At 61.7% G+C, this 15,729-nt stretch carries 9 protein-coding genes; 5 read left to right on the top strand and 4 right to left on the bottom strand.

Annotation, left to right across the window (positions count from 1 at the left end; genetic code table 11):
* The first annotated feature begins 270 nt into the window (after positions 1-270).
* Both BGC09_RS04795 and BGC09_RS04800 read left to right on the top strand, forming a co-directional pair.
* The gene (locus BGC09_RS04795) at positions 271-1,128 is read left to right on the top strand and encodes an amidohydrolase family protein (RefSeq protein ID WP_069802844.1); all 858 of its coding nucleotides are present in this window, start codon (positions 271-273) and stop codon (positions 1,126-1,128) included.
* Positions 1,129-1,239: 111 nt separating this feature from the next.
* The gene (locus BGC09_RS04800) at positions 1,240-2,229 is read left to right on the top strand and encodes an MBL fold metallo-hydrolase (RefSeq protein ID WP_069802650.1); all 990 of its coding nucleotides are present in this window, start codon (positions 1,240-1,242) and stop codon (positions 2,227-2,229) included.
* A 32-nt stretch (positions 2,230-2,261) separates the two neighbouring features.
* On the opposite strand, the gene BGC09_RS04805 is transcribed toward BGC09_RS04800, so the two are convergent.
* Positions 2,262-6,299, bottom strand: a complete 4,038-nt coding sequence (locus BGC09_RS04805; RefSeq protein ID WP_069802652.1) for an adenylate/guanylate cyclase domain-containing protein — start codon at positions 6,297-6,299, stop codon at positions 2,262-2,264.
* Between the two features lie 296 nt (positions 6,300-6,595).
* On the opposite strand from BGC09_RS04805, the gene BGC09_RS04810 reads away from it, so the two are divergent.
* The 3 genes from BGC09_RS04810 to BGC09_RS04820 all read left to right on the top strand — a co-directional run bounded on the left by BGC09_RS04810 (position 6,596) and on the right by BGC09_RS04820 (position 11,636).
* Complete coding sequence (locus BGC09_RS04810; protein ID WP_069802653.1) at positions 6,596-7,171, top strand: ribonuclease FAU-1 family protein; 576 nt, start codon at positions 6,596-6,598, stop codon at positions 7,169-7,171.
* Between the two features lie 496 nt (positions 7,172-7,667).
* Positions 7,668-9,728 (top strand): GMC family oxidoreductase, encoded by a 2,061-nt coding sequence (locus BGC09_RS04815; protein ID WP_069802655.1) that lies wholly within the window; start codon positions 7,668-7,670, stop codon positions 9,726-9,728.
* Positions 9,729-9,833: 105 nt separating this feature from the next.
* On the top strand, positions 9,834-11,636 hold the full coding sequence (locus tag BGC09_RS04820; protein ID WP_176728842.1) for an ABC transporter ATP-binding protein: 1,803 nt from the start codon (positions 9,834-9,836) through the stop codon (positions 11,634-11,636).
* Positions 11,637-11,701: 65 nt separating this feature from the next.
* On the opposite strand, the gene BGC09_RS04825 is transcribed toward BGC09_RS04820, so the two are convergent.
* From BGC09_RS04825 to BGC09_RS04835, 3 genes are all read right to left on the bottom strand, one after another.
* Complete coding sequence (locus BGC09_RS04825) at positions 11,702-12,802, bottom strand: dipeptide epimerase (protein WP_069802659.1); 1,101 nt, start codon at positions 12,800-12,802, stop codon at positions 11,702-11,704.
* A 113-nt stretch (positions 12,803-12,915) separates the two neighbouring features.
* Entirely contained in the window at positions 12,916-14,073 is a 1,158-nt protein-coding gene (locus tag BGC09_RS04830; RefSeq protein WP_069802661.1) for a D-alanine--D-alanine ligase family protein, read from the bottom strand.
* A 29-nt stretch (positions 14,074-14,102) separates the two neighbouring features.
* On the bottom strand, positions 14,103-15,572 hold the full coding sequence (locus BGC09_RS04835; protein WP_084657954.1) for a UDP-N-acetylmuramoyl-tripeptide--D-alanyl-D-alanine ligase: 1,470 nt from the start codon (positions 15,570-15,572) through the stop codon (positions 14,103-14,105).
* Between the last annotated feature and the right edge of the window lie 157 nt (positions 15,573-15,729).

Genomic DNA, 15,729 nt, shown 5'->3' on the forward strand with positions numbered 1-15,729 from the left:
TTCCCTTATGATACTGCAAAAGATCGCTGACCGCCTGCTATCGTCAAAGATGGAACGCGCGACGCTTCCCCGCTGTCGCGACGGCACTTCTCCCTCAGCAAAATTGAGGCAAGACACCACCCAGTTGTAAGGTTCTCCCTGTTTCGCTGTTGCTTTCCGCACAAGCAAGTGGGTAAGAAAGAGCGTCAGAGAAGCAGGAAGAGGGGCGTGCCGCGTGGGCAACGCCCTTTTTTTGTAGCTTCGGTCACCCTTCTAGAAGCGCAGCAGAGCATGATCATTGATTTCCATACCCACCTCTTCCCTCCTCATATTTGTCAGCAACGTGAGCGCTACTGCGAGCGCGACCCCTGGTTCCGGACACTCTATGCCAATCCTCGCGCTCAGCTGGCCACAGCTGAGGACCTGATCGCGGAAATGGATGAGGCAGGCGTGGATGCTTCTGTGGCCTTCTCCTTCGGCTGGACCGATCCGGGCCTGATTGAAGAAGGGAACAGCTACGTTCTCGATGCTATGCGGCGCTATCCGGGCCGCATCTATGGCATGGCGGTCATCTTGCCTACAGCAGGGAGGAGGGCAGTGCATGAGTTGGCACGCTGCGCCCAGGCGGGCATGATCGGCATGGGCGAACTCATGCCCCACGGCCAGGGCTATCGCCTGAGCGACACTCATTTGCTGGCCCCTCTCATTGAGGTAGTGCGCCACTATCGCTTGCTGGTCCTCTCCCACTGCAGCGAGCCAGTGGGCCACCTCTATCCTGGCAAAGGCGATGTCTCTGTAGCCGACGTGGTCGCCTTTCTGACGGCTTTTCCTGACGTCCGCTTCGTCGCAGCCCATTGGGGTGGGGGCCTACCCTTTTATACGTTGATGCCAGAGGTGCAGCAAGCCTGTTCCCTGGTGTGGTATGATACTGCTGCAACGGTCTTCCTCTACCGTCCAGCTATCTTCCCGACGGTGGCCAGACTGGTAGGTGCCGAGCACATTCTCTTTGCCAGCGATTATGCCTTGCTGCGCCAGCGCCGCGTCATCGAGCATATTCAGCAGGCCGGCCTCCGCGCCGATGAGCTGACCAAAATCCTGGGCGAAAACGCACGCCTCCTGCTCGGCCTGCCTGAGCAACCTGCCCGCTGATGCCGCAAGAGGAGGCCAGCCAGCCAGCCAGCCTACCTGTCAGTTGATAGCAAGAACTAGAAAAGATACAGCAAAAGCAAGAGATATCAGAACAGGTCTGGTAGAGAGTCTATGCGCGTCATTTCTCTGGGGAGTGGGAGCAGTGGCAACGCCTTGCTCATCGAGGCAGGCCCTAACGGACGAACCAGGCTCCTGATCGATGCTGGCTTGCCCTGTCGCACACTGATCAACCGTCTCCATCTGGCTGGCGTTTCTCCCGCCCAGATACTTGCTGTTCTCCTCACTCACGAACATGATGACCACACAATGGCCCTTCCCACGCTGCTGAGGCGCTACGATCCTCTCGTCATCGCTGACCCTGCCACTCTGGCAGCTCTGGTGGACAACTCGCGGCAGGGGCAGGAACCGAACACGACAGCTGGCAGCCGACCTGACGCAGCACAACCTCGCTTTCACCGTCCAGGAGAAGAATACCCTGTCAGACAAGGACAGGATGAGCAACAGCGTGCTCGTGTAGAGAGAGGGAGAGCCTCATCGCAGCCCTTGCGACGAACACTGGCATTGCCCGCTGGCAGCTCCTGCCTGCTTGGCGATATCGAGATCGTTTCCTTCCCGGTCCCTCACGATGCCGCGGCTCCCTGTGGCTACTTGCTCTCTGCCGGAGGATGTCGAGTCTGTGTGGTAGTAGATAGCGGCTCCGTCACCCCAATCATGCTAGAGGCCATGCGTCAGGCCGACCTGCTGATTCTAGAGGCCAATCACGATCGCGAAAGGCTCCTGCGTGGTCCCTACTCCTATGCCCTCAAGATGCGTATTCTCAGCCCTACTGGTCATCTCTCTAACGAGCAGGCAGCCCAGGCGATCCTGCAAACCTGGCGTGCCGATGGCCTGCGCTGGATCTGGCTGGCTCATCTGAGCCAGGTCAACAATACGCCGCACCTGGCTTTACGTAGCGTCCAGCGTTACCTGGCGGAGGCCGGCGCCACCTTACAGCAGGTCCACCTGGCGACGCTGCCCCGCGCAATGGGAGCGGCCTGGGATTCGACCCGCCTCTGGCACGATGAATACTGGTGGCGCTGCGAAACCCTGGGTGAGCGATAAGCGATCTTCTACCACCCACTGTGCGCGAGTCGCTATCGCAGCTCTTGCAGAGCATTGTTGACTCGCTCCCTATCGCGTACAGCGTGCAAGGCCGTAAAGAAGCCCAGCGCCTGCGTAAAGTAGCGACGGGCCAGCTCGCGCCACCGTCTCGCGGCATCGGGGAGCTGAGCGCTGGCCGCCTGTCTCCGATGCAGCTCGCCCAGGTAGTAGAGGGTCTGGCCACGTTCCCAGGGGAGGTCGAGACGCTCAAAAAGCGCTAAGGCTTGCTGCAGAGAGGTCCGCGCCTCCTCCCAGCGCTGCAGAGCCAGGGCCATACGGCCCTGTGCGCGCCAGGCTCGGCCCTCGGCCTTCGCCGCCTGCGACCGGCGGGCTGCCGCCAGCGCACGCTGACACCACGTGGCCTGCTCCTCAGCCGAGGCGCCAATCTGAACCAGAAGCTCGGCCAGGAGGGCCTGCTGCTCTGGTCGCACGAAAGGCTCGTGACGTCGAATCTCCTCCCTGAGCGTCTCCGCTGCCCCGCCCCAGTCTTCGTGCGCAAGCTGCAGAACTAATTCCAGATCCAGGCGCAGCAGACGAGAGCTTGCCTGCTCACCGAGAAGCTTCAGGCGACGCAGGTAGCGCTCCCCACTCCCGTAGTCACCCGTCTGGTAGGCAATCATCACCAGATGCTTCAGGGCGTCGATCTCCCACATCTCTTCAAGCTGGTATTGCTCGATCAGTTGCAGCGCCTTCTGCGCCGCCTCACGCGCATCATCCCAGCGCTCCCATTCGTACCAGACGTGGATGCGCCCCAGCATACTCAGCAGGAGCAACGACGGGCTTTCCATCGTCTGGGCAACCTGCCACGACTCACCGAACCAGCGCGCCGCCGTTGGATAGTCACAGATAAAAAAGTGCACCCATCCCAGAGAATAGTAGAGATCGTGCAGCTCCTGTCGATCCTGACGCCCCTGCTGACGAGTAATCTGGGCCTGAAGCTGCTGACGCTGGTGCTGAGTGCGATGAGCTTCCGCATAGTCGCAGAGCTTCATATAGATCCCCCCGAGCGCATCGAGAGACAGCCAAAGCGCTTCCACATCCTGAGCCTCCTCGGCCAGGCGCCGCGCCTCGCGGGCGCTCGTGAGGGCTTGCTCCGCCTGCCTGGCTCGCTCGTCGACGTCATTGGGGTCATCCTCCCGTTGGCACATATACCACAGAGCCAGATAAGTCAGAAAGACGGAGCGGTCACCCTGATCTTCTGCGAGGGCCAGACCGGCATCGATGTAGGCACGCACCTCATCCATATCGGGGGGAGCGTCGTGCCACGGCCCCCAGCGTGTTGCCAGCTCGGCCAGACTATCGTAAAGATAAAGGAGATCAGCCGAAGGCGGCTCAGCTTCGGCTTCCAGCAGCTGGAGTGCCAGCCGGTAAGCCTGCCAGGCTTCCTTGAGATTGGCGCGCTGTGTGAAGGCATCGCCTAGCTTCTCATGCATGCGCGCCAGTGCACGGCGGTCTGCTCCACTCTCATTCAACAGCTCCAAGGCATCGCTGTAAGCCTGGATGGCCCGAATCGTATAGTAGCTGCGCAGCGCCTGATCGCCAGCGCTCGTCAAGTAAGCCGTCGCTCGCTGACGCAGCTCCTGCAGCGTCAGCGCTGGCTCTGTTTCCTCGGCCAGACCGGCCAGCAGACTGGGCGTCCAGTTAGCGGCTGCCTGCTGGTAATGATAAGCCAGCAGCTCAACGAAGCGATCAGTGCGCCCGTCGACCTGCTCTTCCAGCCAGCGTGCCAGCTGGGCATGACTCAGAGCACGATGCGCCCGCGAAAGCGTGTGATAGACCACATCGCGCGTCAGAATATGCTTGAAGCTAAAGACCCGATCGTTCTCAACAGGGCTACGATCGCGCCGCTCCGACTCAGAGATGAAGTCGCGCGTGATCAGCGACTCCAGCGTCTGCAGGAGCGTCTCCTCATCCAGGTCAGCGGTCAGCTCGCGCAAGCCCGAGAGCCAGAAGGTGCGCCCGATGATCGCCGCCTTTTGTAAGACATGCTTTTCGACCGGACTGAGCAAATCGATGCGCGCCGCCAGCACCCCCTGGATAGTATCGGGAACCCGCGGCAAGGGCAGCGTATAATGGAGGTCCAGCAGAGCATCATCGGGAGGCCCTGCCGGGCTGGCCAATTCGCTGAGAAGATGCTCCTTCTCGCGGGCCACGCGCCAGCTATCCTGCTCATAGACCAGAATCTCCTGGTCAATGAACATGCGGATCAGCTCCTCCACAAAGAAAGGATTGCCTTCAGCCCGGGACAGGATCGTGTGACAGAGAGCCTCTGGCAGCTCGGTGTTCTTCAGCAAAGCGCGCACCAGCTCCTTGCTTTCCTCGGCGGAGAGAGCCTCCAGCACAATCGTCGTAAAATTGCGCTGTCCCCCACCCCAATCCTGGCGCCGCTCCAGAAACTCGGGCCGTGCGGGGCAGAGCAAGAGAAGCGGAACGTTGCTCAGCCGCCCCATCAGGTGCTCCAGCAGATCGAGCAAAGCCTCATCCGCCCATTGGAGATCATCGATGACGAGGATGAGCGGCTGCTGCTGAGCCAGCGCGGCCAGGAAGATGCGCCAGGAACGCAGTAAGGTCATCTGAGTGCCACTCTGCTCCAGATTGCGCGTATGGGCCATGCGCTGCCGCTCGCGCCGCTCACCGCCCGGCAACGTTATCGACCGCCCGAGGTGGCGCCCGACACTCAGCAGGATAGCCTCAGCCACATCCGCAGCATCTTCTTTGTGCCCGGTCCTCTCCAATACTTCGCTGACGAAGGCCGTGAAACGTCGATGGATATCCTCATCGCTCTCGTTATATTGCACCTGGAGCAAGGCCCGAAGAATCTCGATCAGCGGCCAGTAGGTGATACCCTCTCCGTAAGGAGGGCAGCGCCCATGCATCACCAGAGGCGCCGGCACTTGATCCGTGCCTGTCGTACTGCGAGCTTTCTCCTGCTCGCGTTCGATGAACTCGTGCACCAGGCGCGACTTGCCAATGCCCGAGGGACCCAGCAACGTGATCAAATGAGGCTGACACTCGGCCAATACACGAGCATAAGTTGCATGCATCAAGGTCAGTTCCAACGAGCGCCCAATCAACGGGGCCAGCAGACCGCGGCGGGCGCGTGCTACCAGTGAACTGGCAGGCTGCTCGTCCGCCAGGCCCAGCACTACCCAGGCCCGGCTTGGCTCCGCCTTCCCCTTGAGCTGCAAGGGGGCCAGCGGGCGAAAGCGGAAGACCTCACGCGTGGCCAGATAGGTGCGCTCTCCTACCAGGATAGTGTCGGGACTGGCCACCTGCTGCAGGCGCGCGGCGAGATTGACCGCCTCGCCTGTCACCAGAAAATCACGGCGGCTGCTGAGGCTACCATCAGGCCCAGGCGTGGCTACCTCGCCGGTATTGATTCCGATACGCATCTGGAGAAGCACAGCCTCTGGGTCGCGCTGGCGACGCTCCTGGTTGAAGCGCACCAGCGCCGCTTGCATGTCGAGTGCGGCCCGAATGGCCCGGTCGGGATCATCTTCGTGCGCCAGCGGCAGGCCAAAGACAGCCATGACGGCATCCCCGATATATTTCTCGACAGTACCGCCGTGGCGGCGAATCTGCTCTGTCATCAAGGTGAAATAGCCGGCAAGGATGGCCCGTAGATCCTCTGGATCAAGGCGATCGGCCAGCGGCGTCGAACCGATAATGTCAGCGAACATCACCGTCACCACACGCCGCTCTTCGGGCGTCCTCAAGGCGGGCCGCGGCGTAGACGCCTGCTCCACAGTCGGCTCCAGCGCGGACATCGGTGCCGGCAGCTGAGGTAACGCCTCGGACCCCGGCCACCCCTCTCCTCCACTGCGAAAGGCTGGCACCGGCCAGGGCGAGGTCTCCGCTGGCTCCTGCTCATGCCCCTTCTGGCTCTGAAGCCGTCCACATTCGATGCAGAAGCGAGCCACTGGAGGGTTGGCCGTACCACAGTATGGGCAGATCAGGAAGCGAAGGCCGCAGGCAAAGCAGAATTTGGCATGCGACGGATTCTGCGTCTGACAGCGCGGACAGCGCAGCATGATCTCTGTACTCTTTCTAAACTCCTGCTCGTTGCTCTCGCTAGCACAGGAGACTCTTTCTCGCTCTCAGGCTTGCTCTGACGATGGCGTAAGGCAAATCTCTCGCTGTATTCTACTATATTTCGCTGACTGAGAGATAGCAGTTTTTGAGTAAGCACTGGAGCCTGCCGGCAAAGCAAGAGCTGCTCACCACCAACAGTAGAAGGTGAACCTGGACCCGCATACTCCTCCCGCCCAGCTTGACGAACCGGGCAGATTTGCGTACTATGAGGCGGATGGAAGGGAGAAGTATACGTATGCAAGCGGATTTTCGTGTCGAGAGTCGCAGTTATGATGGAGTGCTGCGCGGCACCTGGCGTGCCTGGCGCCTCTCTCCAGAGGTGCAGCTGAGCGATCCTCCAACGGCCTCGCCAGGTGCCGACTGCCTGCGTCTCTGGCTGCCCGCAGGAACGCTGATGGAGTGGACCACCGGAACACGCCCACTGCGCCATCATTGTCTCCAGTTCTTCTGGCCGGAGCGCTGGTATATGTTGAGCGCCTTCTACAATGGCTGCGATCTGCTCTATACGTATGCGACCATCATCTTGCCACCAACAATCGAGGTGGCAGGTGTGCGCTACGTCGACCTCGACTTGACAATGCTGGTGCGCCCTGACCTGTCCTACGAGGTGCTGACGCAGGCCGAGTTCGATCATATGGTTGAGCTGCTCGACTATAGCGAGGAGACGCGCATTGGGGCCTTGCTGGCCCTGCGCACCCTGACGAATGCGGCCCAAATCGGAACGGGCCTCTTTCGCCTGATCCCTCAGCGCCTCCTCCAAACCGATTTCCAGCGCCATGACTGTCTATCGCAGCAGCATGGCCTGAGCTGAGTGAGTGGCCGGTCGCCCACTACCGACCGACCGCTGCTCTCCCGCCGTGCCAGCGCAGCCAGGGCGGGAGACTCCACTCAGCACCAGCCAGCCAACCCAACCAGCCAGGCCGCTATCCTCAGCGTCATTCTCACTCCACAGCCTGCCTGCCTGGCCTGGCTCGCTCACATGCCACGCCACCAGCCCCTCCCCCTGTGCTCCCCGCCAGCGGTCAGCTGCTCACTACTGGCGGCGTGACAGCTCTGCCCCCTCCCCTCTCTCCTCGGGCCAAGGAGATCTTGACTGACTGTCAGTCAGATTTTCTCAGAGGCCCTGAAGGCGCTTGGGAAGTGGCACGGGGCGCCGAAGGCATGCCTGAAGAGCGAGTCGGATTATGCTATACTTACCTACACTATAGAGATATGTCGGCTCTTCACTGTGGCTGCATTGCTTTGCCCAAAATCATGCGACGTTGGCATGATCCAGTGTATTGAGCGAAAGGAAGGAGGTACACTCAATGACCATCTCCTCCACTGTGCTATCACCCATCGTGCAGCGTCAGAGTCAGGGAGCGGCGTGGCTCTCGCCTGCCGAGTTTGCCGTTCTGGAAGCCATCTGTGATACCCTGCTTCCCTCGCTGGAGCCGCCCGCGGGAGTGAGCGCCGAAGAAGCCGCCTACTATCGACGGCGGGCCGCTGACCTCCAGGTTGCTCAGCGCATGGCCGAGATGTTGGCCCTGGAAGGAGAAGAGCGCAAAGGGCAGATTCGCCAGCTTCTCGCCCTCCTGAGCAGTCCACTTACCTCCCTGCTCCTGGTTGGCAGGCCGCAGTCCTTCACAAGTCTGTCCCAGGAGCTGCGCGAGCGCTATCTCCTGGCTCTGGCCAACAGTCCACTTGGTCTGCTACGCCAGGGCTTCCAGGCCATGAAGCGACTGGCCGGCTTTATCTTCTTTGCGGCTCTCGATGAGCGGGGTCGCAATCCCAACTGGGAGGTGCTGGATTACACGCCGCCCCAGGACCCGCCAGCGACCGTCGCACGTTCCCTGCAGCCTTTCCCTATCGAAAACGATACCACTCTGGAGGCCGACGCCGTCGTCATCGGTTCCGGGGCTGGTGGGGGAGTCGTCGCCGGGGAGCTGGCCCGTGCCGGCAAGAGCGTGGTGGTCCTTGAGAAAGGGGGATGTTATAATGAAGAGACCTTTCCTGTTGAGGAAGGGCGAGGGATGACCGAACTCTACCTGCAGCGGGGCCTCTTGACCTCGCGCGACCTCGGCATCACCGTCCTCGCTGGCAGCACGCTTGGCGGAGGGACGGTCGTCAACTGGATGACCTCCTTCAGGACTCCGGAGGACATCCTGGACGAGTGGGCGAGGCAATCGGGCGTGACCGAGCTGACGGGCAAGAGCCTGCAGGACAGTTTCGCTGCCGTGGAGGAGCGCATCAGCGTCAATCTGGAGAACAGCGCTCACAATCGGCAGAATCAGGTTCTGGCCGATGGCTGCGCCGCCTTGGGCTACCATGCGGGCGTGCTGCGGCGCAATGCTGTCGGCTGTAATCAGCGCTGTGGCACCTGTTGTTTCGGCTGCCGCTATGGCTGCAAGCGATCGACGCTCACCACCTATTTGCAAGATGCTTTTGAGGCTGGCGCCCGCATCATTGTGAACTGCAGCGCTGATCGCGTGCTGATCGAGCAGGGGCGCGCCGTTGGCGTCGTGGCGAGCGTGCGCGATCCTCTGAGTGGGCGCCTCAGTCGCCTGACCGTGCGAGCGCGGGCGGTTATTGTGGCAGCGGGCTCCATTCACTCGCCGGCTCTCTTACTGCGCTCCGGCCTGAGCAATCCACACATTGGGCGCCATCTCTATCTGCACCCAACGGCGGTGATAGCTGGCCTCTATCCTGACAAGATCTACCCCTGGAAGGGGGTCCTGCAGTCAGCCTACAGTAACCAGTTCGGCCATCTGGACGGCACCTACGGCTACAAGCTGGAGACCGCTCCCGTGCATCCGGGGATGCTCGGCGTGGCTCTGCCCTGGTGGTCAGCTCGCGACTATCGCCGCGAGCTGCTGCAGGCACCCTACGTGGCGGCCTTCATCGTGCTGACCCGCGATCGCGGCGAGGGCCGCGTCTCCCTCGACAAAGATGGCGAGCCGGTCATCGATTACGTGGTCTCGGTCTACGATCGCCGCCATCTGCTCCACGGCATGGCCCAGGCCGCGCGCGTGCATTTCGCCGCCGGAGCCCGTGCCGTGCTCTCGCTGCATACACGGCGCACCCGCATCGATCGCGCCGCCAACGGCACTCTCGATGAAGGAAAGTTTCGCGCGTTCGAACGCCAGCTTGAGCGCCACGGCCTGGCCCCCAATCGCCTCATGGTCTTCACCGCCCACCAGATGGGGACCTGTCGTATGGGCAACGATCCACGGCAGGCCGTGGTCGATGGCAATCATGAGGTGCATGGTGTGCGCGGCCTCTTTGTCTGCGATGGTAGCGTCTTCCCCTCGCCCTCCGGCGTCAATCCGATGCTCTCGATCATGGCGCTGGCTCACCGAGCAGCGCAATACATCAAATCAACGCTGTAGGGGAATATGCTCTATCAATCGAATATAAGGAGCAGACCATCACCTTTCAGGCGACAGAGCGAAAAGGACGAAAACCTCTCATGGCGAGAACGTCTCCTTCGCTTTGTGCGGAGCGTGCCAGGGGCCTTGACCGGCCTGGCACGCTCTCTGCGCCTGGTCTGGGAGACCAATCCCTGGCTGACCCTGGGCCTGGCTCTCAATACTCTGCTGCTGGCCTTCGTACCAGCCTCAACGATTTATCTCAACAAGCTCCTGCTAGATGCTGTTGTCATGGCCGTCAGGGAGAGCGCGCGCGCCGGCTCTTATCTGCGCGTGATTGTCATCCTGGCCGGGCTGCAGCTGTTGCTCAACCTCTTGATGAGCCTGCTAAGTACGTTGAGCAATACGTTTCAGCAGATCCTGCAGGATGAAACGGCCAGCCGCGTCCAGTACCTGCTGATCGAGCACGCTCATACGCTCGATATGGCCTTTTTCGAACGCTCCGAATTCTATGATAAGCTGCAACAAGTGCAGCAAGAGGCTATGCTGCGCCCGGTGATGATGATCGGCGGCACCTTTTCCCTGCTGCGCAACGCTCTCACCTTTAGCTCGATGATCGTCTTGCTGGTGCGGCTGGAGTGGTGGCTGGCCGTCATCGCCCTCGTGGCTCCAGTGCCTGCCTTTATCGCCGATGCGCGCTACGGCTGGCGCGGCTTTCAGCTCAGGCGGCGCCAGTCTCAAGAGCGGCGCATGCAAGCCTATCTGGTCAACCTGCTAACCACCGACTCCTATCAGAAGGAGATCAAGATCTTCAACCTGGGGCTGTTCTTCATTGAGCGCTTTAAGCAGTTCGCTGAGCGCTTCCTCAGCGAAGAACGCCGACTGGTGGTACGGCGCTACCTGGCCGGCTTCGGCTGGGGGACACTGACGACGCTGGTGAGCAGCGGCACCTTTCTCTATGTGGCCATTCAGGCCATCTATGGGCGCGTCTCGATCGGCGACTTGACGCTCTATACCCAGGCCGCTAACTCGGTGCAGAATAACTTTCAAAGTATTCTGGGCGGCTTCTCATCGATGTATGAACATAATTTGTACCTGAGCACGCTCTTTGAGGTCCTGGCCCTGCGCCCCGAGATGCCGCGTCCGGCCAATCCTGTACCACTGGAGCGCCCATTTACGCGCGGCATCGAGTTCCGCAACGTGACTTTCTGCTACGAGGGACGGCAGGAGCCGGCGCTGCGCAACGTAAGCTTTAAGTTGGAGGCCGGCCAGACGCTGGCCATTGTTGGGCGCAATGGGGCCGGCAAGACCACCCTGGTCAAGTTGCTGGCGCGTCTCTACGATCCCCAGGAGGGCCAGATCCTCATCAATGGCCACGATATCCGCGAATACGATCCCGACGAGCTACGCCGCGAGATCGGCATCATTTTCCAGGACTTCGTGCAATACCAGCTGCTGGCTCGCGAGAACATCGGCATTAGCCAGGTTGACTTCATTGAGGATCGAGCACGGATCACGGCGGCAGCCCAGAAGAGTGGGGCCGACGAGGTGATTGCTCGCCTGCCCCAGGGCTACGAGACGATGCTCGGGCGCTGGTTTGAGGAGGGTCACCATCTCTCGGGCGGCGAGTGGCAGAAGATGGCCCTGGCCCGCGGCTTCATGCGCGATGCTCAGATTCTCATTCTCGATGAGCCGACTTCGGCCCTCGACGCTCAGGCCGAGCATGAGCTGTTTGCGCGCATGCGCGAATTGACCCGTGGGCGCATTGCCATCTTTATCTCCCACCGCTTCTCGACGGTACGTGTGGCCGACCATATTCTGGTACTGGAGCGGGGTGAGGTGATTGAGCAGGGCAGCCATGAGGAGCTGATGGCGCACGGAGGACGCTATGCGGAACTGTTCAATCTGCAGGCGGCTTCCTATCGCTAGCAGTTTCCGGCGCTCCTGTGGCCACTGGCCAGCACCAGCGAGCCAGCGGGCAGCGGGTCGCCGCCTCACTGGCGCCGGCTGATGCCCAGGCCGCTCTCGATGCCCGAGAGATCATAGATAGCACCGCGTTGTTCGTAGCCACCGGTGAACGGGTCGGCGGCCAGCAGCATCGGAGTGTCGAGGTCGATGAAGCGGAAGCCGCCCAGGCCAGCAACGAAATGAGCAGCGGCGCTGATAGCCAGGCGCGACTCCATCATGGCGCCGATCATCAGCTGCGTGTGGGTGGCGCGACAGACAGCGGCGATGTCGAGGGCTTCGACGATGCCGCTTTTCATGAGCTTGATGTTGACCACGTTGACTGCGCCCATCGCGATCAGGTGGGCGACGTTGGCGGCACTGTAAGCGCTCTCGTCCGCAGCGACCGGGACGCGGCTGTGCTGGGTGACGTAGCGCAGTCCTTCGTAGTCGTCTTTGGGGACCGGCTGTTCGAGCAGCAGCGGGCGGATGTCGCGCTCGTCGAGAGCTTCCAGGCAGAGCAGGGCTTCGGCGGGTGTATAGCCCTGGTTGGCGTCCAGGGTCAGGCCCACGTTGGGCGCGGCCTCGCGCACCGCCTCGACTCGTGCCACATCTTCACGGACGTCGCTGCCGACTTTGATCTTGATGGTGTGAATGCCACGTCCGACGGCGGCCCGCGCCAGCTCGTAGGCGTGCTCAGGTTCGACTAGAGGAATGCTGATGTCGGTCTCGACAGCATTGCTGGCTCCGCCAAAGAAGGCATAGAGCGGTAGGCCGTAGGAATGGGTCAGGGCGTCGAGGAGGGCCATTTCGAAGCCGGCGCAGACGGAAGACTGGCTGAAATAGAGGCTGCGTAAGAGACGGGCCAGGCTGCGCCAGTGGGCGGCGTCTTTGCCCTGCAGCAGGGCGACGCAGCTCTGGGCGGCAGCCAGCGCCGTGTTCTGGTCTTCGCCTAGACTGGGCAGGAAGGGCGCGGCCTCACCATAGCCAACGCTGCCATCTTCCAGCGTGACAGTGATGAGGACGTTGCGCGCCTCGCTGGTGCTACCGGTGGCAATGGTGAATGGCTCCAACAGGGGAATGTTGAGCGGCTCAACGCTGATGGCGGCGATGGTGGTGCGTGTGGTACGTCGCTGATGGATGTGGGCCATAGTGCTTTCTCTGTCTCCTGCTTTTTTCTGCTCTGCTTGCTGCTGTGCTGATGCTGACCTGTGTGCTCTCTGGCTCCCTGGCTGCTTGTCTGTCTGACTGGCTGGCGGACAGGCTAGAGCTGGAGCTGGGTGCGGTTGCGCTGCCGGTCGGTGTGGCGCTCCAGGGCTAGCTCGATCAGGCGATCGAGGAGCTGCTCGTAGGGAAGGCCGCTGGCCTGCCAGAGCTTCGGGTACATGCTGATGGTGGTGAAGCCGGGCATGGTGTTAACTTCGTTGATGTAAAGCTGTCCACTGGCTTTCTCCAGGAAGAAGTCGACGCGCGCCAGGCCGCTCAGGTCAAGGGCCAGAAAGGCCTGAACGGCCTGGCGCCGCACCTGCTCGGCGGTCTCCTGTGGGAGGTCAGCGGGTATGACGATCTGGGAGCGGTTGTCAATGTACTTGGCGCGATAGTCGTAGAATTCGTTGCTCGGGATGATTTCGCCTACCACTGAGGCCAGCGGCTCGTCGTTCCCCAGAACAGCGCACTCCAGCTCACGGCAGTCGATGCCGCGCTCAACGATGATTTTGCGGTCGTATTCGGCGGCGAAGGCAATGGCCTGTTCCAGCTCCTTGCGGTTGTGGGCTTTGCTGATGCCGACGCTGGAGCCGAGGTTAACCGGCTTGATGAAGCAGGGATAGCCCAGCCGGGCCTCCACGGCTTCGAGGATGGGGCCGGGGTCACGCTCCCAGTCGTGGCGACGGTAGACCAGGTAGTCGACGATGGGAAGGCCAACGGCCTGGAAGATCATTTTCATTTTTTCTTTGTCCATGCCCAGGGCGGAGCCAAGGACACCACAGCCAACGTAGGGCACACCGGCCATGTCGAGCAGACCCTGCAGGGTGCCGTCTTCGCCGTAGGTGCCGTGCAACACCGGAAAGATGACGTCTACCCGGCCTGCTTCCAGGATCTGCCCGACGTTCTCAGGCTGGCTCAGCGGCACCAGGTGCCCCACAGTCGGATCGCCTGGCAAGGTCACTGCCAGACTCTCTTTGAGAACCTGCTCCCCTTGCCCTCTTTCGGCTGCGAGCAGACGCTGTGGATCGGCTCCAAGCAGCCAGCGCCCTTCCTGGGTGATGGCAATGGGGACGACCTCGTATTTGTTGGGGTCGAGGTGCTCGATAATGGAGGTGGCGGAGGCGATGGAGACTTCGTGTTCGCCCGAGCGACCACCGAAGATGACCCCGATGCGTAGTTTGCGTGCCTCTGGTTGGGAATGCTGCTCGCTCTGCATGCTTTGCTCTCTCCTTCCTCTCTTCCCTCTTATTGTGGGCCGCCTGTCCGCCCGGCAGGGGCCCCTGGCTCTGCTGACCACAGTTTGAGCATGGTTTCCATCGCCATGCCGCGCGAGCCTTTGAGGAGAACCAGGTCGGCAGGGTAGACCTCCGCCATCAGCAGGGCTGCCGCGGCGCGCTTGGCCTCTTCCAGAGCGCTACGGTCCTGCGGGTCAGCGGGGAAATAATGGGCGCACTCCGGTGGTAGACCGGCAGCTCTGGCTCCTTCGACGTAGTGGCGGGCCTGATCACCAATGGCTACGAGATAGTCCACAAGGCTGCCGAGGGCCTCGCCGGCACGCCGGTGCTCGCGCTCAGCGTAGGGTCCTAGCTCGAAGATGTCGCCCAGCACGGCCCAGCGCCGTCCTCCTTCCTCGACTGGCGTGGCCTGCATGGCGCGTGCGATGGCGATGATCGATTCGGCGCTGGCGTTGTAGCTGTCGTCGATAAGGGTGCTGCCGTTTGGCCCTGGCTTGATTTCGCCGCGTCCTTTGACCGGCGCCAGCGATTCCAGGGCGGCGCGAATTTCGGCCAGGGGCAGGCCCGCGGCACAGCCAACCGCCGCCGCTGCGAGGGCGATGTAGATGCCGTGGTCACCAGGAATGTGCAGCTGAACTGGACACTGCTCGCCGTGGTAGCTCAGGAGAAAGCGCCGCCCGCGTAGTGGGTCACCTCCATCAGGAATGGCTCGCACCTCGGCCTGCTCGCCGGTGCCGTAGTAGACAACGCGCGCCTGGGTGCGGGCAGCCATGCCGCGTACGCGGGGATCATCGTCGTTGAGGAAGGCGATACCATCGGGAGGCAGGGCCTCAACAAGTTCGCCTTTGGCCTGGACAATGCCCTCGACCGATTTGAAGAATTCGAGATGAGCGCTGCCGACGTTGGTAATGACCGACCACTGTGGGCGGGCGATGGTTCTGCAGAGCCAGGCCAGCTCTCCTACCCACTGGGCCCCCATTTCGAGCACGGCGTAGCGGTGCTGCGGCTCCAGACGCAGCAGCGTCAGGGGATAGCCGATCTCGTTATTATAGGAGGCGAAGGTTTTGAGGGTCGGCGCCTGCCTGCTGAGAACAGTGGCGATAGCTTCCTTTGTGCTGGTTTTGCCATTGCTGCCGGTGATACCGATGAAGATTGTGCCCTGCTGGCGTTGGGCGCGCTGGCGGGCGATGGCGTGCAGGGCCTGAAGGACGTCGGGGACGACGATCTGCAAGAAGGAGGGGGGGACGTCCTCGGCGGGTTGGCTGCAAAGGGCACCGCCGGCCCCCTGGCGGGCGACATCGGGAATGAAGCGATGGCCGTCGACGTGCTGACCCTTGAGGGCGATGAACAGGTCCCCGGGGGCGATCTGACGGCTATCGTGATGGGCTGCTGGGAAGAGGCGCTCCGTTTCCTCGGAGGCCAGACCGTAGAAGCGAGCACTGTCGCCGCAAGCCTGACGAATGTCGCTAAGGGTGAACATAGAAGCTGCGTCCTCTCCTCTGCCTATATATCTCCTACCTCAAGTGGGCGATCTCTTTCTCTCTGGTCTAGACCGATTGGCGGGCTGGGCAGACTACCGATTCTTGGGGCCATTATACCATAGCCTCTACAGCGCGCCTACGCTCCTGGCTGGCTGG

Source organism: Thermogemmatispora onikobensis (assembly GCF_001748285.1).
In the GTDB taxonomy this organism is placed as follows: domain Bacteria; phylum Chloroflexota; class Ktedonobacteria; order Ktedonobacterales; family Ktedonobacteraceae; genus Thermogemmatispora; species Thermogemmatispora onikobensis.

Bases quoted from the DNA above. Each gene is read 5' to 3' on its own strand.
- BGC09_RS04795 (WP_069802844.1), top strand. From the start codon at position 271: ATGATCATTGATTTCCATACCCACCTCTTCCCTCCTCATATTTGTCAG.
- BGC09_RS04800 (WP_069802650.1), top strand. From the start codon at position 1,240: ATGCGCGTCATTTCTCTGGGGAGTGGGAGCAGTGGCAACGCCTTGCTC.
- BGC09_RS04805 (WP_069802652.1), bottom strand. From the start codon at position 6,299: ATGCTGCGCTGTCCGCGCTGTCAGACGCAGAATCCGTCGCATGCCAAA.
- BGC09_RS04810 (WP_069802653.1), top strand. From the start codon at position 6,596: ATGCAAGCGGATTTTCGTGTCGAGAGTCGCAGTTATGATGGAGTGCTG.
- BGC09_RS04815 (WP_069802655.1), top strand. From the start codon at position 7,668: ATGACCATCTCCTCCACTGTGCTATCACCCATCGTGCAGCGTCAGAGT.
- BGC09_RS04825 (WP_069802659.1), bottom strand. From the start codon at position 12,802: ATGGCCCACATCCATCAGCGACGTACCACACGCACCACCATCGCCGCC.
- BGC09_RS04830 (WP_069802661.1), bottom strand. From the start codon at position 14,073: ATGCAGAGCGAGCAGCATTCCCAACCAGAGGCACGCAAACTACGCATC.
- BGC09_RS04835 (WP_084657954.1), bottom strand. From the start codon at position 15,572: ATGTTCACCCTTAGCGACATTCGTCAGGCTTGCGGCGACAGTGCTCGC.